At 36.4% G+C, this 18,197-nt stretch carries 20 protein-coding genes and 1 tRNA gene; 13 read left to right on the plus strand and 8 right to left on the minus strand.

Going from position 1 to position 18,197, the window contains the following annotated elements; genetic code table 11:
- Position 1: 1 nt before the first annotated feature.
- From WC460_00510 to lgt, 9 genes are all read left to right on the plus strand, one after another.
- Positions 2 to 721 (plus strand): hypothetical protein, encoded by a 720-nt coding sequence (locus WC460_00510; GenBank protein ID MFA5187827.1) that lies wholly within the window; start codon positions 2 to 4, stop codon positions 719 to 721.
- A gap of 83 nt (positions 722 to 804) precedes the next feature.
- Complete coding sequence (locus WC460_00515; GenBank protein MFA5187828.1) at positions 805 to 1,077, plus strand: four helix bundle protein; 273 nt, start codon at positions 805 to 807, stop codon at positions 1,075 to 1,077.
- Between the two features lie 340 nt (positions 1,078 to 1,417).
- Complete coding sequence (locus WC460_00520; protein MFA5187829.1) at positions 1,418 to 1,882, plus strand: hypothetical protein; 465 nt, start codon at positions 1,418 to 1,420, stop codon at positions 1,880 to 1,882.
- A 44-nt stretch (positions 1,883 to 1,926) separates the two neighbouring features.
- The gene (locus tag WC460_00525; protein ID MFA5187830.1) at positions 1,927 to 3,528 is read left to right on the plus strand and encodes a hypothetical protein; all 1,602 of its coding nucleotides are present in this window, start codon (positions 1,927 to 1,929) and stop codon (positions 3,526 to 3,528) included.
- A gap of 30 nt (positions 3,529 to 3,558) precedes the next feature.
- Positions 3,559 to 4,242, plus strand: a complete 684-nt coding sequence (locus WC460_00530; GenBank protein ID MFA5187831.1) for a hypothetical protein — start codon at positions 3,559 to 3,561, stop codon at positions 4,240 to 4,242.
- A gap of 173 nt (positions 4,243 to 4,415) precedes the next feature.
- Positions 4,416 to 6,767: a phosphoenolpyruvate synthase gene (gene ppsA, locus WC460_00535; protein MFA5187832.1), complete on the plus strand. Its 2,352-nt coding sequence runs from the start codon at positions 4,416 to 4,418 to the stop codon at positions 6,765 to 6,767.
- A gap of 94 nt (positions 6,768 to 6,861) precedes the next feature.
- Complete coding sequence (locus WC460_00540) at positions 6,862 to 7,098, plus strand: hypothetical protein (protein ID MFA5187833.1); 237 nt, start codon at positions 6,862 to 6,864, stop codon at positions 7,096 to 7,098.
- Between the two features lie 132 nt (positions 7,099 to 7,230).
- Complete coding sequence (locus WC460_00545) at positions 7,231 to 8,892, plus strand: hypothetical protein (GenBank protein ID MFA5187834.1); 1,662 nt, start codon at positions 7,231 to 7,233, stop codon at positions 8,890 to 8,892.
- 9 nt (positions 8,893 to 8,901) lie between these two features.
- A complete protein-coding gene (lgt, locus tag WC460_00550; protein MFA5187835.1) occupies positions 8,902 to 9,783 on the plus strand; it encodes a prolipoprotein diacylglyceryl transferase in 882 nt (293 codons plus the stop codon).
- On the opposite strand, the gene WC460_00555 is transcribed toward lgt, so the two are convergent.
- Complete coding sequence (locus WC460_00555) at positions 9,766 to 10,491, minus strand: hypothetical protein (protein MFA5187836.1); 726 nt, start codon at positions 10,489 to 10,491, stop codon at positions 9,766 to 9,768. The genes lgt and WC460_00555 overlap by 18 nt on opposite strands.
- A gap of 87 nt (positions 10,492 to 10,578) precedes the next feature.
- Here WC460_00555 and WC460_00560 point away from each other — a divergent pair, with 87 nt between their 5' ends.
- Together WC460_00560 and WC460_00565 are read left to right on the plus strand one after the other, a co-directional pair.
- Positions 10,579 to 11,961 carry a glucose-6-phosphate isomerase gene (locus tag WC460_00560; GenBank protein MFA5187837.1) on the plus strand — a complete coding sequence of 461 codons (1,383 nt, stop codon included), beginning with the start codon at positions 10,579 to 10,581 and terminating at the stop codon, positions 11,959 to 11,961.
- A gap of 228 nt (positions 11,962 to 12,189) precedes the next feature.
- Positions 12,190 to 12,263, plus strand: a tRNA-Asp gene (locus WC460_00565).
- A 121-nt stretch (positions 12,264 to 12,384) separates the two neighbouring features.
- On the opposite strand, the gene WC460_00570 is transcribed toward WC460_00565, so the two are convergent.
- Positions 12,385 to 13,401, minus strand: coding sequence for a hypothetical protein (locus WC460_00570; GenBank protein MFA5187838.1), 1,017 nt, complete (start codon positions 13,399 to 13,401; stop codon positions 12,385 to 12,387).
- Positions 13,402 to 13,543: 142 nt separating this feature from the next.
- Here WC460_00570 and WC460_00575 point away from each other — a divergent pair, with 142 nt between their 5' ends.
- Entirely contained in the window at positions 13,544 to 14,365 is an 822-nt protein-coding gene (locus WC460_00575) for a C39 family peptidase (protein MFA5187839.1), read from the plus strand.
- A 324-nt stretch (positions 14,366 to 14,689) separates the two neighbouring features.
- Complete coding sequence (locus WC460_00580; protein ID MFA5187840.1) at positions 14,690 to 15,196, plus strand: peptidylprolyl isomerase; 507 nt, start codon at positions 14,690 to 14,692, stop codon at positions 15,194 to 15,196.
- A gap of 78 nt (positions 15,197 to 15,274) precedes the next feature.
- On the opposite strand, the gene WC460_00585 is transcribed toward WC460_00580, so the two are convergent.
- The 6 genes from WC460_00585 to WC460_00610 form a co-directional block, all read right to left on the minus strand.
- A complete protein-coding gene (locus tag WC460_00585) occupies positions 15,275 to 15,472 on the minus strand; it encodes a hypothetical protein (GenBank protein MFA5187841.1) in 198 nt (65 codons plus the stop codon).
- Between the two features lie 49 nt (positions 15,473 to 15,521).
- Positions 15,522 to 16,085 (minus strand): hypothetical protein, encoded by a 564-nt coding sequence (locus WC460_00590; GenBank protein ID MFA5187842.1) that lies wholly within the window; start codon positions 16,083 to 16,085, stop codon positions 15,522 to 15,524.
- A gap of 328 nt (positions 16,086 to 16,413) precedes the next feature.
- Positions 16,414 to 17,034, minus strand: coding sequence for a LysE family transporter (locus WC460_00595; GenBank protein MFA5187843.1), 621 nt, complete (start codon positions 17,032 to 17,034; stop codon positions 16,414 to 16,416).
- 21 nt (positions 17,035 to 17,055) lie between these two features.
- The gene (locus WC460_00600; protein ID MFA5187844.1) at positions 17,056 to 17,388 is read right to left on the minus strand and encodes a hypothetical protein; all 333 of its coding nucleotides are present in this window, start codon (positions 17,386 to 17,388) and stop codon (positions 17,056 to 17,058) included.
- A 133-nt stretch (positions 17,389 to 17,521) separates the two neighbouring features.
- Complete coding sequence (rplT, locus tag WC460_00605) at positions 17,522 to 17,866, minus strand: 50S ribosomal protein L20 (GenBank protein MFA5187845.1); 345 nt, start codon at positions 17,864 to 17,866, stop codon at positions 17,522 to 17,524.
- Between the two features lie 117 nt (positions 17,867 to 17,983).
- Positions 17,984 to 18,181 carry a 50S ribosomal protein L35 gene (locus WC460_00610; GenBank protein MFA5187846.1) on the minus strand — a complete coding sequence of 66 codons (198 nt, stop codon included), beginning with the start codon at positions 18,179 to 18,181 and terminating at the stop codon, positions 17,984 to 17,986.
- Between the last annotated feature and the right edge of the window lie 16 nt (positions 18,182 to 18,197).

Consider the following 18,197-nt stretch of genomic DNA (forward strand, 5'->3'; position numbering starts at 1 on the left):
TATGGACATCAAATCATTGAGACCCAAAGACAAAGCTGGCAAAAAGAAAATGCCGAAAATTTTAAAAACAGTTTTAATAATTCTTTTGATCGCTTTTGTAGGTTTTGGTATTTATGCTGAATTAAGCAATTTAGGCTACATTAAAACTTTTCAATTAGCCTGGCAAATCCAGCACCAGCAGCAGCTTTCAGCTGAAGACAAAGCTATTTTAGCTCAATTGAAAAAAATTATGGTTCTGCCCGACGATGTTACACCTACCATGGCGGTTATTACTGATATTGACGCCTTAAAAAAACAGCAGCCAACATTTTTTGCCAATGCCAAAAATGATGATCGTTTAATAATTTATCCTGAGCAGGCAATTATTTTTGACGCTGCTGCTAATAAAATTATTAAAGTCGGCCCGGTGCAAATTAACCAGGCTACCCAGATCCAGTCTGAAAATTTTGCGATTTATAATAGCTTAAAAGATGATCCGAATAATTTACAGACAACTGCGATGGAAGCAAAAATTAAGGCAGCTTTTGGTAATGCGGTGGTGTCTGTCAAGGCTAATTCTGCAAAATCTGATTATCCCAAAACTTTAGTGATTGATATTGCAGGCAATAATCCGGATATTCAAAAAATTGCTGATGCTTTGGGCGGTCAAATTTCAGGTCTGCCAGTAGGAGAGAAAAAACCAGAGGGAGTAGCTGTTTTGGTGATTATTGGAAAGGAATAATCAGTAAAAGCACCAAACAACAAATTCCAAATATCAAATAAACACCAAAAAATAAATAACAAATTACAAACAAAAATAAAAATATGGAGAGAAAATTCGATTTAGAAGATCGCACTTTAATTTTTGGAAAAGAAATAATACATTTGTGTAAATCTTTGCCTGCAAATACTATAAATTTCAGGTTAATTGATCAAATTATACGTTCAGGGACTTCTATGGGAGCGAATTATAGAGAGGCGAATGAAACAGAAACCAAAAAAGATTTCAAACATAAAATAAGGATTTGCTTAAGAGAGTGTAAAGAAACGGGATATTGGTTGGAACTTATTGAAGAAGCTAACCCCCCCCCCTTTTAAAGAAAAATTAAGGAAACTTCTACAAGAGAATAATGAGTTAAGAAAAATATTCGCTTCTATTTTAATAAAGTCTGAATAGTTTGAAATTTTGATGCTTGTTATTTAAGATTTATTTGGCCTACGCCAACCGTAGTTGGCTTCGGCCAACGAAGGTTGGAGCTTGGTATTTGCTATTTGGTTATTAAAAAGAGGGAGCTTTTAACCGAAGAACAATATAATTACATTGTTTCTGAACTGAACAAGTTACCTAAAGAAATTAATACTCTGGTAAAATTTACCCGCGAACGTATGTCAATTTAATCATTTAATGCTTAAATCATTTATTCATATAATTTCAACCATGAACAAAAAAAAGATTGAAAAATTTTTAAAATCAAAATTATTTTTTATTTTGGTTATTATTGTTATTGTCCCTTTGGTAACAGCCGGAGTCTGGGCGGCAACAAATATAGGGACTGATATAGATACTGATGGGAATCTAACTGTTAGTGGCATGGCTGGTATAAAGAGCGCTACGCCAAGCTTTGATTTAGATGTTAATGGCAATGCCAGAATAACGAATAATAACTTTTTATATTTTGGCGGAACAGGAGCGCTTGATACCACTGGTTCTTTACAACATGATGGTACGGATTTTATTTTCAGTACTCCTATTATGCCAACGGGTTATAAATCCAGTGGTGGATCTCCTGGCATAACAATTGGAGTTACTGTTAAAGATGGAGATGGCAATAATTGCGCGCTTTTTTTCTCTGATGGTTTGCTGATAGTCACTGATTGCCCGCCTATCCCTCCGCCCACTTGAGCTAGGCGCCAAATTCTCTTGAAAATATGTAATTAAAAAATGTCATGAGCCTTAATTTGAATAGGAAAATTTTCATTATTTTAATTGCGTTTATATTTGTATTCGCTCCATTTGTTGTCGGCGCGATTAACGATGTGACAATCAACGGCATTGTTAACTTTAATCTTCTGACCGCTGATACAGCAGATTCAACTACCATTTTAGCCGATACAGGCGGGCAGGTTACCTTGTTTAATGTTCAGTCAAATTATATTGATATTACTTTGGATAATTTATCGTCAGTAACTTTTAATGCTACTGCGCCCAGCCGCTATATTAGAATTTCTTATCAATCTGGTTCAACAGATTATACTATAGCGCCGGCTTGCCCAACAACAACTGCAACTTTAACTGGTACAGGCGCGCAAGTTGTTTTGCGCCTGGAAGTTTACACGACTAATATCTGTCCTCCGGGTCCAGGCGGAGGCGGTCATACGCCTGTTTTCCCGACTAATTACTCGGTAAAAATAAATAGTGGAGCAGCTACAACATCTACCACTAGCGTGACTGTAAATTTAAGCGCTCAAAATGCTGTAGAAGTAGTGGTCAGCAATGATCCGAGTTTTATTGGCGCTACCTGGCAATCATTTACAAACCCTCTGAATTTACCCTGGACGCTAACCTCTGGTGATGGCACAAAAACTGTTTATGTAATATACAAAAGTTCAGATGGCAACCTAAGCCCGACTTTAAGCGCTTCTATAATTTTGCAAACTGGTACAGTCGTGCCGCCTGTGGTTCCGCCAGTTGTACCACCTGTGGTTCCTCCTCCACCAGGACAATGTGCGATTGATTGTTCTTCAATTACTTATGACCTTTATATTGTTAATCCAAATGGGACAGAAAGGCATATTAATACGCTTTATGCCAAGGCTCTTGCTTTAGCTCCTGAAAAAATTCAGTATAGCTTTGAAGATAATGTAGATTTTAATTATAAGGATGTTATTATTATTGTAGATAAAAGCCAGTGCTCGAGCAGAAAAATTGAAGTAACGGCAGTCAATGGCTCTTGGCACCATCAGATCAAGATAAAATTATTTAATAACGGGCAATTATCTGAAGATATATTACTGTGGCCGGATTCCCATTTAGCCATTGGCCAAACCAAGACCATAAATTTTGTAGATTATTCCAGCCTTTGTTTGCAGGAAGTGACTTTGAATTCAGGCGATGTTTTTAAAGGCAGCGGAGACACGGTTTATTATTATGGCGCTGATGGCAAGCGTTATATTTTTCCCACTCTCGGCACCTACTTAAGCTGGTATCCAGATTTTAGCCAGGTTAAAAGAGTGCCGGACAGTCAGTTGCCCAGCATTCCATTAGGTACAAATATTACTTATAAACCCGGCGTTAAAATGCTAAAAGCCCAGACTTTGCCAAATGTTTACGCGGTTGATCTCCATGGCGTTTTAAGATGGATTACTTCTGAGACAGTCGCCGCCAGCTTATATGGTTCGGAATGGAATAAAAACATAGATGATTTAAGCGATGCATTTTTTAGTGATTATATAATTGGGGACGATATTACGAGCGCAACTATTTTTATTCCCAGTTTGACAAGCGCAGCTGCAATTGATATTAATTATGATAAGCGGATTACGCCTTAAATATATTTAATTAATAATTAATTAAAATTTATGGACTTCCTAAGTTCAATTGGCCAAGCTATTATCGATGCCCTGGTTATTCTCTGGGACAAATTAATAGCTTATTTGCCGAATTTGATTGCCGCAATCATTATTTTAATCGTCGGCATTTTGATTGCCAAGGCGATTGAAAAATTAATTCAAAAAGTTATTGAAGCTCTTAAAGTTGATGATTTAATCAGAAAAATCAACATTGTCAAAAAGATTGAAGAATCAGGCACTAAAGTAATTTTTTCTCAGATTTTTGCCTGGCTGGTCAAGTGGTTTTTGTACGTTGCTCTTTTAATTGCTGTTTCCAGCATTTTAAATCTTGGGCAATTCACTGACTTTTTGAAATCAATTGCCTTGTATCTGCCAAATGTAATAATTGCAGTCTTGATCTTAGTAGCTGGTTTAGTTTTAGGTTCATTTATTGAAGAACTTTTGGTTAAGATCTTGGTTAGCACTAAAGCTAAAGTAGCAGCCTTAGTTGCAAAGGTTGCCAAATGGGCAATTGTAATTTTCAGTGTTTTAGCTGCTTTGATTCAATTAAATGTGGCGCCGATTTTAATTCAGACATTATTTACAACTATTGCTATGGCTATTGCCTTGGGCGCTGCTTTAGCCTTTGGCCTGGGGGGCAAAGATGCTGCCAAAGATTGGATTGACCAGATTAAAAAGGAAATTAATCGTTAATTTTTTTTAGAAAATATATAAGAACCCTGTTTCGCTAGAAGCAGGGTTTTTTGGTATAATAAGGTTAAATAACAAATGACAAAAATCAAATAACAAACCTTTGTTTGCTGTAGCAAACTACGGTTTGCGAAGGCAAAAAAATATCAAATAATAAAATCCAAAATTTTAAATTTATGTCTGAATTGATTTTGAAATTCTCCCAAGTATCCATAAAAGATGTTGGCAAAGTAGGTGGCAAAAATGCCAGCTTGGGTGAAATGTTTAGGAATTTAATTAAAAAAGGGATTAGTATTCCTGATGGTTTTTGTACTACTGCCAAGGCATGGCAGTATTTTTTGGAGTATAATTCTTTAAAAAAGCCTATTAAGGAATCTTTGCTAAAGTTAGATAAGAATAATCTGGAAAGTTTGGAATTAACTGGCGCTAAGATCAGAAATTTAATCATGCGCGGCAGTATTCCGCCAGATTTGGCTGCTGAAATTATTGCAAGTTATAAATTACTTTCCAAGAAATACATGGTTTTAAATGTTGACGTGGCAGTGCGTTCAAGCGCCACTGCTGAAGATTTGCCAGGCGCTTCTTTTGCCGGCCAGCAGGAATCATATTTAAATATCAAAGGCGAGAAGGAACTACTTTTAGCCATTAAAAGATGTTTTGCCTCATTGTATACAAATCGCGCAATTTCATATCGCGAAGACCAGGGTTTTAATCATTTGAAAGTTTATTTATCTGTTGGCGTCCAAAAAATGATCCGTTCTGATTTGGCTTCAGCTGGCGTGATGTTTACGATTGATACAGAATCTGGCTTTAAAGATTTAATAATTATTAATTCTTCATATGGTTTGGGAGAAAATGTTGTGAAAGGCAGAGTCACGCCTGATGAATTTTTTATCTGGAAATCAAATTTGAAAATTATTAAAAAAGAGCTCGGCAGTAAAAAAAGAAAATTAATTTACACTAATAATTTAAAAAATCCAACAAAAAATATTTTGGCTGCGCCAAATGAGCGCCAGCAGTTTTCTTTAAAAAATTCTGAGATTTTGCAGCTGGCAAAATGGGCGCAGATTATTGAGCGCTATTACAAACGTCCCATGGATATTGAGTGGGCCAAAGACGGCCAGGCAAATAAATTGTACATTGTCCAAGCACGGCCTGAGACAGTTGAGTCTTTGGTTAATCCCAATATTTTAGAACAATATATTTTGCCCAAAAGAGGGAAAGCAATTTTAAGTGGGGAAGCCATAGGTCAGAAAATTGCCACTGGCAAAGTTAAAATTATTAAAAATGTTAAACAATTAGGTGCTTTTAACCCGGGCGAGATATTGGTGACTGAAATGACTGATCCTGATTGGGAGCCGGTTATGAAAAAAGCCGCTGGCATTATTACTAATTCAGGCGGGAGAACCTGCCATGCGGCCATTGTTTCGCGCGAATTGGGCGTGCCGGCAATTGTGGGCAGTAAAATTGCCACCAAAATTTTAAAAGACGGGCAGAAAATTACTTTAAGCTGCGCTGAAGGTGAAAATGGTCGTGTTTACGATGGATTTTTACCATTTAAAATCAAAAAGACTGATTTGCGCAAGGTAAAAAAGCCTAAGGTAGATATTATGATGAATCTTGGCGACCCAACCCAGGCTTTTAAATATTCTTTTTTGCCCAATGAGGGTATTGGTTTGGCGCGTTTGGAGTTTATAATAACCAACTATATTAAAATCCATCCCTTAGCGCTCACGAATTATCACAAATTGCCGGCTAATTTAAAAAAGCAGATTAATGACTTAACTTCTGCCTATAAAAACAAAACTGATTTTTATGTAGAGCAATTAGCGTTTGGTATTGCCCAGATTGGAGCTGCTTTTTATCCCAAAGATGTGATTGTGCGCTTTTCTGATTTTAAAACAAATGAATATGCCAATTTAATCGGCGGGGAATTATATGAGCCAAAAGAAGCAAATCCAATGATTGGCTGGCGTGGCGCCTCAAGATATTATGATCCGAAATTCAAACCCGCTTTTGATTTGGAATGCCAGGCCATAAAAAAGGTCAGAAATGAAATGGGTTTAACCAATATCAAGGTGATGGTGCCGTTTTGCCGCACCTTAGAAGAAGCTAGAAAAGTTATCCAAATATTAAGGCAAAACGGCCTCAGGCAAGGCCAAAATGGTTTACAGGTTTATGTCATGGTTGAGATTCCCAGCAATGTAATTTTGGCAGATGAATTTGCTAAAATTTTTGATGGGTTTTCAATTGGTTCCAATGACTTAACTCAATTAACTTTAGGTTTAGACCGGGACTCGGAATTAATTTTACAAATCGGTGATGAAAGAAACGAGGCAGTAAAAAAACTGGTCATTCAGGCAATTAAATCAGCTAAAAGGGCTAAGATAAAAATCGGCATTTGCGGCCAAGCACCGTCTGATTTCCCTGATTTTGCCCGCTTTTTAATGGAAGAAGGAATTGATAGCATTTCTTTAACTCCAGATACGGTAATAAAAACACGCCTTGATTTAAGCAAAAAGAGGTGATAAGATGGGTTTAAAGCGTAAATTACTTGACAAGTAATTAAAAATGTGCTATAGTTAAGGAACTAAAATAATACAGGAGGTTTTCGTGAAAAGAATGGAATCAGAGATCCTTGGGGCTATTTCCTTTTGCATCGTCATCTTCTTCTTTTTCTGGGTTTGCGCTGCTGCGGCCGACCCACTCCAGGTGTCGTTGCTGGCCAAAGTGCCAAGCTTCTACGCCTTCGGCATCCTTTTTCTGGGCTTGTGGTTGGCAATACTTTCCAGCCACGGCAACGAACAGACACTTCGGAAAATGAAGAAAGGCCATAAGGCCTACGTAGACAAGTATTGAGGTACGATCAGTGCCTCAATCTTGCAGCGAGGTTCCATCAAGGAACCTCTTTTTTTTATGCTCAAAATTCGCTATAATTTAATAATAAGAGCAAGAAGAGCTAGATGAGCAATAGGTGAAATAAGTGAAAAAATGAATATAAAATTTATTTTTATGAGTCTTAAAGAGCTTGTCAAAAGCATAACAAAAAAAGAATGGCGGTTTGTCATTCTTTTGAGTATTGTAATGATTTTGATTTTCGGCCTGCCTTGTATTTATGCTTATTTAAATGCGCCAGTAGGCTATTTTTATAATGGTTTGCATACTTTAACCCCAGGCGATTATCCTGTTTATTTTTCCTATATTAATCAAATTAAAGCAGGCCATTGGGAATTAAGGGATTATTTCACTTCTGAAGCCCAGCCGCTTGGGCTTTTAAATTTTTTTTGGCTGGCAATTGGTCTGATGGCCAGGCTTTTTTCTTTGCCGGCTGATATTGCCTTTCATCTGGCTAGATTTTTATTGATTCCTCTTTTTTTTATAATTTTTTACATTTTTACTTCATATTTTTTTACTTCAAAAAATCAAAGAAAATTAGCAGTACTTTTTATTGCATTCTCTTCAGGCATCGGCACATTTTTTGCCAGCTATTTTCTTAAATATCCTTTTAGCTTAGATGATGCTACCTATAAATGGCCGCTTGATTTTTGGATTCCTGAGCTTAATGTTTTTTCAATTTTAAGCCATTCGCCTCACATAATTTTCTCCTTTATTTTAATGGTGGCTTTTATTTTATTAATGCTTTTGGCCTGGGATAATCATAATTATTGGTATAGTATGGCTGCTGGCATAGTCGGCTTTGTCTGGTTTAATTTCCATCCTTTTTTCTTTCCTTATGTGGTTTTTATTTTATTGCCATATCTAATCTATCTCATTGTTAAAACTAAAAAAATAAAATTGGCTGGGCATTATGTTTTAGCCATGATTTTAAGCTCACCTTTTGTTTTCTACCACTACTATAAAATTAAAACTGACCTGGTTATTGGCGCCAGAGCCAGCCAAAACATTTTATTAACCCCGCCTTTTCTTTTTGTATTTTTGGGTTTTGGCTTTTTATTGATTTTTTCTGTTATCGCCATAGTTTATTTAGCTCAGAAAAAGTTATTATTTAAAAATAGTAAGCATGTTTTTTTAGTCATTTGGCTAATAGCTAGCTTGTTTTTGATTTATGCGCCTATTTTTTTCCAGAGGAGATTTTTAATGGGCATGCAAATTCCCATGGTATTTTTGATTGTTATTCTTTTGGCAGATTGGGTAAAATCACATCCAAACTCCAAAATATTGGCCAATAAATTTTTGTTTATCGTATTGTTTGTTATCTTTTTTTGTTTTTCATCGTTTTTTAATCTGGTCAGAGATGTCTACTATTTTCATACCCATTTTTACCATTTTTACTTGCCGCAGGAATTTAAAACCGGGCTTAATTGGTTAAATGATAATAATCAAGCCAATAAAGCAATTTTAAGCTATGAATTAACAGGGGAATTTATTCCTGGTTATATCAATCAGCCTGCTTATCTGGCTCATGGAATTGAAACTATAAATTATCAAGACAAAAGAAACGAGGTTTATAAATTTTTTGCTGATCAATTTAGCGAAGATCAGGCCAGAGAATTTTTAAAAACCAATCAAATTGGCTATGTGTTTTTTACTGATTTAGAAAGAACTTACGGTCAAATTAAGCCGGCTGGCAAAGATTATTTGCAGTTGGTTTATTCAGCCGGACAGGTAGAGATTTACGCGGTTAAAAATTAAATTTATCATATGATCCAATTTTTGCATAATTTTTTACCTCAGCCGATTTTACTTCACCTTGCCTTTTTACAAATCCATTGGTATGGTTTTTTAATCGCCTTGGGCGCCTTGGCTGGTTTTGGCGCAGTTTATTCGTTGGCCAGGCAATATGGGATAAAAAAAGATGATATTTATAATTTAACTTTTTATTTAGTCATCTTTGGCTTAATTGGCGACCGTTTGTACTATGTTTTTTACGCCTGGCCTTATTATTCCCAGCATTTATTGGATATTTTTAAAATTTGGGAAGGAGGTTTGGCCATTCATGGCGCCATGATTGCTGGCGTTTTAGTGATATATATTTATGGACAGAGGCACAAAATTAATTTTTGGCTTTTACTTGATATATTTATTATTGCCTTGCCGTTAGCTATGGCTTTTGGCCGCTGGGGCAATTATTTTAACCAAGAACTTTTCGGGCGGCCGACGTCCTTGCCTTGGGGTATCCCAATTAGTCCTGAAAAACGGCCGCCCGAGTTTGTGAATTTTAATTATTTTCACCCTACATTTTTATATGAGAGCTTATGGAATATGCTCATCTTTGCTTTTTTATACGCCTGGCATAAATTGCGCTTGGCTCGTCTTGGCACGGCTTCGCACGATGCAAGCCGAAGCCAGGTTAAATACAAAAATAACCTTGAACAAATTCAAGGTTTGGGAAACATAGCTTTAGTATATTTTATTTTATATTCAGTCGGACGATTTTTAAATGAATATCTGCGGCTTGATTACAGCCCTTATTTTTTGGGAGTGCGCTGGGCGCAGGTCTTTAGTTTATTAATAATCCTCAGCTGCCTGGCCGTCATTATTTTAAAAAAAATTCACTCCAAAAAATCAGAGCTTGAAACTTAGGGCAATTTTTCTAATTTTGTACTCATTAAATAAAAGGATCAGATATAAAATGACCAAAAATGCGGCAATGACGAGATTGAAAGATTCTAATCGTCTCAAAGCATTTACTCCATAAATTGAGAGGTAAATCAGGATTGGCAAATCTTTAAAAATTTCCAGCGCCTCAGCTTTGAATTTAATTAACTTAATAATAATTAAAAAAATAATCAGGCTGATAGCCATCCATTTTATGAAATTTTGGCTGTCAATGCTTTTACTTGTGATGATTAGAAAATTTAGGGCGACTAGCAGGGAGCTGGCAATTATTAAAAAAGTTTTGTGATAAGACTTTATTTTAACAAAAATTTTTATTTTGTAAGCAAAAAATAAAGAGGTAATAAAGATGAGGGGAATTGTTACAAGAGTGAAAAGATTGGTCAGGGTCAGGAATAAATTAAATTGATCAATGGTAAAATTTTGCAAGATAGATGATTGGCTGAAAGGGACGTTGAATTTTAAAAAAAGATATTCAATTAAAAATGGGGCGGCAACAAAAAAAATTCCGGCCAATATGCCTCTGAGCTTGCCAGTATACTCGGCCAGGCAAATAAATGATATTACAAAAGCTAAAAACAGCGTGAAGAACAAAGGCAAAGGGTCTGTGACAAAGAGTGAAATAATCAGAAAGAAAACAAAGAAAATAAACAGGATAATAGTAAAATTTCTCATAATTTTGAAGTTAAATTACCGTCTTAATTATAGCATTTTTTACAAATTAGTTTAAATAACAGCTAAAACTATGCTATAATAATTTATATGTCTGAAAAAATATTCAAATTAGATTACAGTTTTATGTCTGCCCAAAAAGTGGGCAATTTTGGGTTTAAAGAAACAGATTTAGCCAGTCTGAGCCGCAAATTGGCCGGTTTTAACAGGAAATTGGAAATAATGGCAGAGGAGCCGGATTTAAGTTTTCGGCAATTGCCTTATGATCAAGAAGCAGTTGAATTAGCTATGAAGTTAGCCGGCAGATTAAAGCGCCAATTTACAAATTTAGTCATAGTCGGCATTGGCGGTTCTGATTTAGGCTCCAGGGCTATTTATAGCGCTTTAGCCGGCAATTATGGCAGCTGCATCAAGAGACCGCAAGCAATGGCCATCAATTTTTTAGGGGATACGACAGATCCCCAGCCAGTGCTTGATTTATTAAAAATATTGGACTTAAAAAAGACTGTTTTTTATATTGTTTCTAAATCAGGCGACACGATTGAACCTTTAAGTAATTTTTTGCTTCTGCGGGAACAGGTAATTAAACTTGTTGGTTACAAAAATCATAAGAAACACTTTATTGTCACAACTAATTTAGCAAAAGGCCTGGCCTCGGCCAAGACGGGCGCTCTTTTAGAAATTGCGCAAAAAGAAGGTTATCTGGTCCTGGGTCATTATCCAGGCGGCGGCCGCTTCTCGGTTTTATCTGTTCATGGATTATTGCCAGCTGCTTGCGCCGGGTTTGACCTTAAAAAGCTTTTAGCAGGCGCAAAAGCAATGGATCAACTTAGTAAAAATAATAGCTATTTAAAAAACTTGCCTTGGCTTTTTGCGGCTATGCAATACTTGGCTTACAAAAAGGGACAAAACATTTCAGTTTTAATGCCCTACAATTATTATTTGCGCAATTTTGCTTTATGGTTTCGGCAGTTATGGGCGGAAAATTTGGGCAAGCAATATAATTGGCAGAAGAAAAAAGTTAATGTGGGTATTACTCCTGTAGCTGCTTTGGGTCCGACAGACCAGCATTCTCAGGTTCAACTTTATATAGAAGGGCCGTTTGATAAAATTATTACTTTTATTAAAGTTAAAAAATTAGAAAGTTTGAAAGTCCCAAATTACAGGAATTCAGAAATTTCTTATTTGGGCGGGCATGAGTTTAGTGAGATTTTAAATATTGAACATAAAGCTACGGCAGTTTCTTTAATGAAAAATAAAAGGCCTAATTGCACGATTATTTTGCCAGAACTTAATGAATATTATCTGGGGCAGATATTTATGTTTTTTGAAATGACCACGGTATATTTAGGAGAATTATTGCAGATTAATGTTTTTAACCAGCCAGGCGTTGAACAGAGTAAAAGATATATGTACGGGCTTTTGGGCAAGAAAGGGTTTGAGAAAGAGAAAAGGGAAATTTTAAGCATCTAATCAGCCCTTGCCAAAATTGAAATTTAATGCTAAAATAGACCTAAGGATTTAATCCTTTTTTTATTTTGGAAAATTTATTTGGAGCGGTAGTTCCCGCCTTCGCTGAAGCTTCGGTCTTCACCGACCGAAGTCCCGCCGTGGCGGGACGAAGGTCGGCGGGCAGGCAGCTTGGAAGCATGAGCTGTAGTGGGTGCTAACCAGCTTCATAAATTTTTTTTAAGTTATCCTGGAGCGGTAGTTCAGTTGGTTAGAACGCTACCCTGTCACGGTAGAGGTCACGGGTTCGAGTCCCGCCCGCTCCGCACCGAACCAGAACAAAACAACACCTAATATAAAGGGTGTTGTTTTTATTATTGAAGATTTTGTTCGGTCTTTTGAGATAAAAAAGCCAAAGATTTTTCCTTGTGAAATATATCTTTGGCCTTATTTTTTTCTGTTTCGTGAGAATGATTTTGGATAGTTGGCGTGCCTTCTAATTAATTGCTTGAGCGGTTCATTCCGCTTTACAATATTTTGCACGATTAAGTGACGCAATAAGTCGCTGGGCGTCTTACTGCATTTAGCCAGGTTGCTTATTAGCAGATACGAGAAATAAGTTCTTTTGCATAACAATTCTGTTGTTTTTTGGCAAAATGGGATGTCATGCAATAAGATTAGAACTCTGCCTTCAGTGTCATAGATAAACGCCGTTTTTTCTTCAGGTTGCGCCCTTAAGAATTTTTCTTTTAGGATTTTCCTGGCATTTTGCCTGTTTGTATCAGGATAATCCCTGCTATTAGCAATATTCCACGATTGCATTAAGGTTTTTGAGTTTAAAATCATTCTTAACTGGTATTCAGTTATAAATGAATTTTTTAATAAATTTGCCTGGACATTTAAGTCGTGCAACAATTGTGCGTTGCGGCAAATAAACTCAAGTCCCTGGGAATTTTTATGGAATTTTGCTATTAAACGGGCATGTTCTAATCCCGAAGAATGATTTTCCAGAATCTTTTTAATTACCCGAGTATCAGGATCATGGCACAGGGCAAAAAGCAATGCCCCTGTCTGGAGAGTGGCTTCATTTATTCTTTGGTCAACTGTCATTGAGGAGAATTTTTCACGATATATAGCCAAGTGATTCTCGTTTTTGATATTTTCCGGCGCTTTGAAAATATCATTGTTATACTTTTCGATTTCCTCAAGTAAAGTGGGCAAGAAGTTGCCATTTTGATACCAGTTAGGATTTTCTGCCCTTAGTTTGGCATCATTTTTCATGGCGCAATTTAGGCAAATCACGGTATAATTGCTAATGTCAGAACCAACAGCGGTTTTCGGCGCGCAATAGAAAAATGGCCATTCTTTATTGCTTGAATCCTTAAATTTTTGTCCGATAGTGCCTTTTGTATTACACTTTGAACAAGAACATTCCAAGGCCTTTAAAGACTCGTTATTTGTCACGTAAGTCTGCCTCCTTTCAGATTTTTTATTACTTTAACAAATAGTTCCAGCATAGTCAACTTGTCCCGCCCCAAAAACCGTGATTTATTCTCGGCTTTTTGATCTTGATTATTTTGATTTTTTTTGATATTATATTAACAATATGAAAAAAACATTTTTCTTTATTTTACTTGTAATTTTTTTTATTTTGGGCGCTAGTGCCTTGCTTTTTTTGCTGTTAAATCAAACATTAAAAAATAATCAGAATTTAGTCAAAAAGATTGAGACACCGAATATTAATTCATCAGGCCAAGTAGTCAACCTAAACAATACCAACCAAATTAAAATTCCAAATAATACGCAAACTTCCAACCCGGCTGTTAAAACCGTTAATTCGGTAATATTGGCCGTGCCCTATATAAATGAATCGCCTGATGGCAACTGGACAGGATATTGGAAAAACGCTTGTGAAGAAGCCAGCATTGCCATGGTTGAAAATTTTTATCTTGGCAAACAAACCGTGAGCACAAAAGATGCCATGGATTTTATGAACAATTTATTTACCATAGAAAATAAGATTTTTGGTTCCAATACCAATACAGACGCCAAGCAAACAGTCCAGCTTATTAATGATTATTCTTCTTATAAAGCGGTGATTAAAGAGGCGCCCACGGTTGAAGATATAAAAAGTGAATTACAGCAAAATCGGCCGGTAATTGTGCCTTTGTATGGTTTTGATTTGCATAATAAAAATATTCCCTTTGTGCCGGCGCCCAGAGGCACTTCTTATCATATGATTGTGATTATTGGTTATGATGATACGACAAAAGAATTTATCACTAATGATGATGGCGATAATAAACAAGGAGCTAGCCACCATTATGGTTATGATTTGCTGATGAATGCCATTCATGATTGGAGTTATGTTACCAAACAGGCTGATGGCCCTGCCAAAGCGATTTTTACTTATCCAAAAAATAGTTGAGACTTCAACTAGTTCCCGCCTTTATTATTTACATGGTAATATAAAACAGTAGGTTTGGATAAAAATACTTTAAAGGTTAAGGGTTGGATGGTGAATATGATAAATATTGTTGAACAAAATTGGCTGGATACTTTTATTGCCGCTGCTGATTTTAAAATAAATAATTAATTATATTTTATGAGAAAAACTTTTTTTATTCTAGGCGCCTTAATTATTATGGCAGGCTGTCAGGCGACTAAAAACGAGAATACTAATTTAAATGTCAATGAGAACGCGAATGCAAACAACCAATCTGACCTCCCCGCGATTTATAGCCAACTGGGAATGGAGGATTTATTAAGCCAATATAATGGCGCGATTATAAAAACAAATTTGGGCGATATTAAGGTAAAATTTTATAACCTGGATTCGCCTCTAACAGTTAATAATTTTTTAAATTTAGCTAAAAAAGGTTTTTATGATGGCACTAAATTTCATCGCGTGATTAAAGATTTTATGATTCAGGGCGGTGATCCTAATAGCAAGGATGATAATTGGGCTGATGATGGCATGGGCGGGCCTGGCTATAAATTTAAAGATGAAATTAATACTCATAAACTGGTGCGCGGAAGTTTGGCCATGGCTAATTCCGGATCAAATACCAATGGCTCACAGTTTTTTATAGTAACCAAAGAATCTACGCCCTGGTTAGACGGTTCATACAATAATTTTGGTGAAGTAATATCCGGAATGGAAGCGGTTGATAAAATAGAAGCAGTTAAAACAAATGAAAATGATCATCCTTTAGATGATATTATTATTAAAAGTATTGAATTAATTAAAATAGATTAATTAAATAATTAGCTATGAAAAAAATTATTAAAATTTTTTATCCTTATCGTTTTTTTATTCTTGCGTTGGTAATTATTATTAGTATTTTATTGTTATGGTATTTTTTTGTGGGGAAATACCACGGCTTTTTTTGCGAGAGATATTCGTATGCTGAATGCCCATCATTAATTTGCGAGCGTGTAGGTCAATGTTCTTCGCAGGACGATGTTTCTTTTTCTCTGGCTCCTTGTCAGTGTAAATCTCTGTGGAAATAAAACATCTTGACAATTTGGGCATCTCAAGTAATTCATTAAAAAAACTCCTCCGCGTTCGGAGGGGTTTTGCGCTAATCTTTTTGGAAGCGACCGACAATTGGCAAGTTTTTTTCGGGGTGTTTGGCTAATGCCATTTTGACTAAAGAGTTGAGTTTAATTCCATTTTTAGCTGCTACGGCTAGGGCAGTGGCGCGATGCATGCCTTCAACGATTCTGATTTCACCATTGACTATTACGCCGCTAATAATGGTTTGAACTGGAAAATTTTTTAACATAGTTTGCACCCCGGAGTTTTTTTCTACTTTCTGATCTTGAGCTAGGCTGGAAAATGACGGAGCTGTCTGTCCGTGATAATATAATTCTACCCAGGAACGAAATGGTCCGCCATGGCAAAAGGGTAATATAATCAGTGGCTCGGGTATATTGTATAATTGCCATTTTAAATCAGCTAAACCTAGTGGTTGAACATAAGTTTGGCGCCATTCTTCCCATGATTTGAAGCCGCGGCTTTGCCAGTGAGTAATCCAGTGGGAATTGGGATAATCTTCATTCTGACGCCAAATTTCAAAAACATCAGGCCAAGTTAGCTCTTTGATTAGGTCAAGCTTTATTTGTTTGTCTTTTAAGTTGTCCATAGTATTTTTTTTGCGATTTGTTATTAAAGGGCTCTCCAGCTCTGTGTCCTCTCATTGTCATCCTGAGCCGAGCGAAGGATCTGTTAATCTAGGGTCACACTCAAACCCCTCTCAGACACAGAGCCCTGTCATAACAGAACTGCTTGATTGTGATTTAAGCCCGCCTTGTCCGAAAGTAATTACTGGGTTTATCAAATCACCGAAGTTGCAGATCCTTCCTGCGTCAGGATGACAAGGCGGGAGCGAGGTAGGTTAATTTTTCATACTTTAATTATACACCAAAAAAAATAAAACCCCCTCATTTTTGGCGAGGGGGCTAAATAACTTGTTATTCCCGGGCAAATACTATTTTAAGTCCCAGGGAAATTAGAAGGGCACCGAAAATTTTTTCCAAGTAAATTACGTACCTTTGGTATCTTGCTTTGACCTGCTTGATCGTGAATACTGTCGCAACAAGAGCAAACCAGGCAAATACAATGAAAGAAATTTCCAGTCCGTAAAATATTTTCAGGTTCAAGGTTGAAGTCGGGGAGATGATTTGAGAAAAAATACTTAAAAAGAACAAGGTTACTTTGGGGTTGGTTATGCTGGTTAAAAAGCCGATCTTGAGAGCCTGCCAGTTGGTGATTATTTTTAGTGTAGCGGCTCCATTTTTGTTTCCTGCCTTTAGTCTTTTTGCCCTTAGCATTTTAATGCCCAAGTACATTAGATAGGCTGCCCCGCCCAGTTTAAGTAGATTAAACACCAGAATTGATTGGGCAATGATAAGCCCCAGGCCGATAATAGAATAAGAAGCGTGGAGCAAAGTGCCTAAACCAATACCTAGTGCCGTAAATATCCCGATTTTTCTGGTATAGACAATGCTGTTTCTGGACACAATGGCAAAATCAGGACCTGGCGAGATAGCGCCAATAATAGCTGCCAAAGTTACGATTATAATTTCGTGCATTGGATTCCTCCTTTTTCAAAATTATGCTTTTACTTTTTCCTTAGCCACGGCAAAAGGTATCTGAATAAGCTCAAGCAATAGTTCTTCTTCCTCGCGATATATTTTGAATTTCATGCCGCAAATTTCATAGACCCTATAATCAGCATAATCATGTTTATCTTTTAGCATTGGCAGCGAAAATACTGACCGCGGGATTGAGAGCCAATATTGATGATTCTCAGGCTCTTGGATAAGGTTGCCTTTCAGCATATCTGCTACTGCTTCAGGGCTTTCAGCAAAGATTGCTCCGTGAACAGTTAACAAATTATTAGGATCTTCGTGAAATTTTTTATCAATGATAATGTACAATCTCATTAGATTAGCCTCCTTTTTTACTGAACTGTTTTGATTACAGAATGTTAGTATTTTATTTAATTTTTGTCAAGGTAGCGAATAAAAACTGCGCGCTCCGACGTATGTTGGAGCGCGCAGAGATCAATGTAATTTTTTATTTTACCGCTTCTACTATTTTAGCAAAAACTTGAGGATTATTGACTGCCAGGTCAGCCAGGACTTTACGGTCCAGTTCAATTTTTTTCTTATTTAAGAGATCTATAAATTTAGAATAGTTTAAGCCATGTTCGCGCACAGCTGCATTAATCCTGATTTGCCAAAGCTGGCGGAAATCTCTTTTTTTATCTTTGCGTCCGACATAAGCATGCACTCCAGCCTTAAGCATAGCTGTTTTGCCTAAGCGAATAGTCTTTTTGCGGCCCCATTTATAACCTTTGGTGGCTCGGCGGATGGTATGTCTTTTCTTTAAGTGGATTTTAGCTCGTTTAACTCTGGACATGTTTTTTCTAATTATTTGTTAATGCTTACATCTACAGATTACTGATAATTACAGATATACAGATGATATTTTATGACAATTCGTAAATCTGTATAAATCCGTAATCAGTAGAAAATTTTAATTGTATGGCATTAAGGATTTAAGCTGTCTGGAAATGGTTTTGTCAGCTTGTTGCGTTCTTCTTTTGGCTCTGGTGATATTGCTGGATTCGCGGGCATTAAAATGATCCTGGCCAGCTTTCTTTTTCATGAGCTTGCCTTTGTTCGTTACTCTGTATCGTTTAGCGATTGATTGATGAGTTTTAATTTTTGGCATAGGTGAATTCCTAATT

Source organism: Patescibacteria group bacterium (assembly GCA_041651155.1).
Taxonomy (GTDB): domain Bacteria; phylum Patescibacteriota; class Patescibacteriia; order CAIXNZ01; family CAIXNZ01; genus JAPLYF01.

What these genes read in the sequence shown, in the direction of transcription:
- WC460_00585 (MFA5187841.1), bottom strand. Translation starts at nt 15,472, where the DNA reads ATGCCCAAATTGTCAAGATGTTTTATTTCCACAGAGATTTACACTGAC.
- WC460_00560 (MFA5187837.1), top strand. Translation starts at nt 10,579, where the DNA reads ATGTCTGAAAAAATATTCAAATTAGATTACAGTTTTATGTCTGCCCAA.
- WC460_00555 (MFA5187836.1), bottom strand. Translation starts at nt 10,491, where the DNA reads ATGAGAAATTTTACTATTATCCTGTTTATTTTCTTTGTTTTCTTTCTG.
- rplT (MFA5187845.1), bottom strand. Translation starts at nt 17,866, where the DNA reads ATGTCCAGAGTTAAACGAGCTAAAATCCACTTAAAGAAAAGACATACC.
- WC460_00510 (MFA5187827.1), top strand. Translation starts at nt 2, where the DNA reads ATGGACATCAAATCATTGAGACCCAAAGACAAAGCTGGCAAAAAGAAA.
- ppsA (MFA5187832.1), top strand. Translation starts at nt 4,416, where the DNA reads ATGTCTGAATTGATTTTGAAATTCTCCCAAGTATCCATAAAAGATGTT.
- WC460_00580 (MFA5187840.1), top strand. Translation starts at nt 14,690, where the DNA reads ATGGAGGATTTATTAAGCCAATATAATGGCGCGATTATAAAAACAAAT.
- lgt (MFA5187835.1), top strand. Translation starts at nt 8,902, where the DNA reads ATGATCCAATTTTTGCATAATTTTTTACCTCAGCCGATTTTACTTCAC.
- WC460_00540 (MFA5187833.1), top strand. Translation starts at nt 6,862, where the DNA reads ATGGAATCAGAGATCCTTGGGGCTATTTCCTTTTGCATCGTCATCTTC.
- WC460_00545 (MFA5187834.1), top strand. Translation starts at nt 7,231, where the DNA reads ATGAATATAAAATTTATTTTTATGAGTCTTAAAGAGCTTGTCAAAAGC.
- WC460_00525 (MFA5187830.1), top strand. Translation starts at nt 1,927, where the DNA reads ATGAGCCTTAATTTGAATAGGAAAATTTTCATTATTTTAATTGCGTTT.
- WC460_00575 (MFA5187839.1), top strand. Translation starts at nt 13,544, where the DNA reads ATGAAAAAAACATTTTTCTTTATTTTACTTGTAATTTTTTTTATTTTG.
- WC460_00610 (MFA5187846.1), bottom strand. Translation starts at nt 18,181, where the DNA reads ATGCCAAAAATTAAAACTCATCAATCAATCGCTAAACGATACAGAGTA.
- WC460_00520 (MFA5187829.1), top strand. Translation starts at nt 1,418, where the DNA reads ATGAACAAAAAAAAGATTGAAAAATTTTTAAAATCAAAATTATTTTTT.
- WC460_00530 (MFA5187831.1), top strand. Translation starts at nt 3,559, where the DNA reads ATGGACTTCCTAAGTTCAATTGGCCAAGCTATTATCGATGCCCTGGTT.
- WC460_00590 (MFA5187842.1), bottom strand. Translation starts at nt 16,085, where the DNA reads ATGGACAACTTAAAAGACAAACAAATAAAGCTTGACCTAATCAAAGAG.
- WC460_00515 (MFA5187828.1), top strand. Translation starts at nt 805, where the DNA reads ATGGAGAGAAAATTCGATTTAGAAGATCGCACTTTAATTTTTGGAAAA.
- WC460_00595 (MFA5187843.1), bottom strand. Translation starts at nt 17,034, where the DNA reads ATGCACGAAATTATAATCGTAACTTTGGCAGCTATTATTGGCGCTATC.
- WC460_00600 (MFA5187844.1), bottom strand. Translation starts at nt 17,388, where the DNA reads ATGAGATTGTACATTATCATTGATAAAAAATTTCACGAAGATCCTAAT.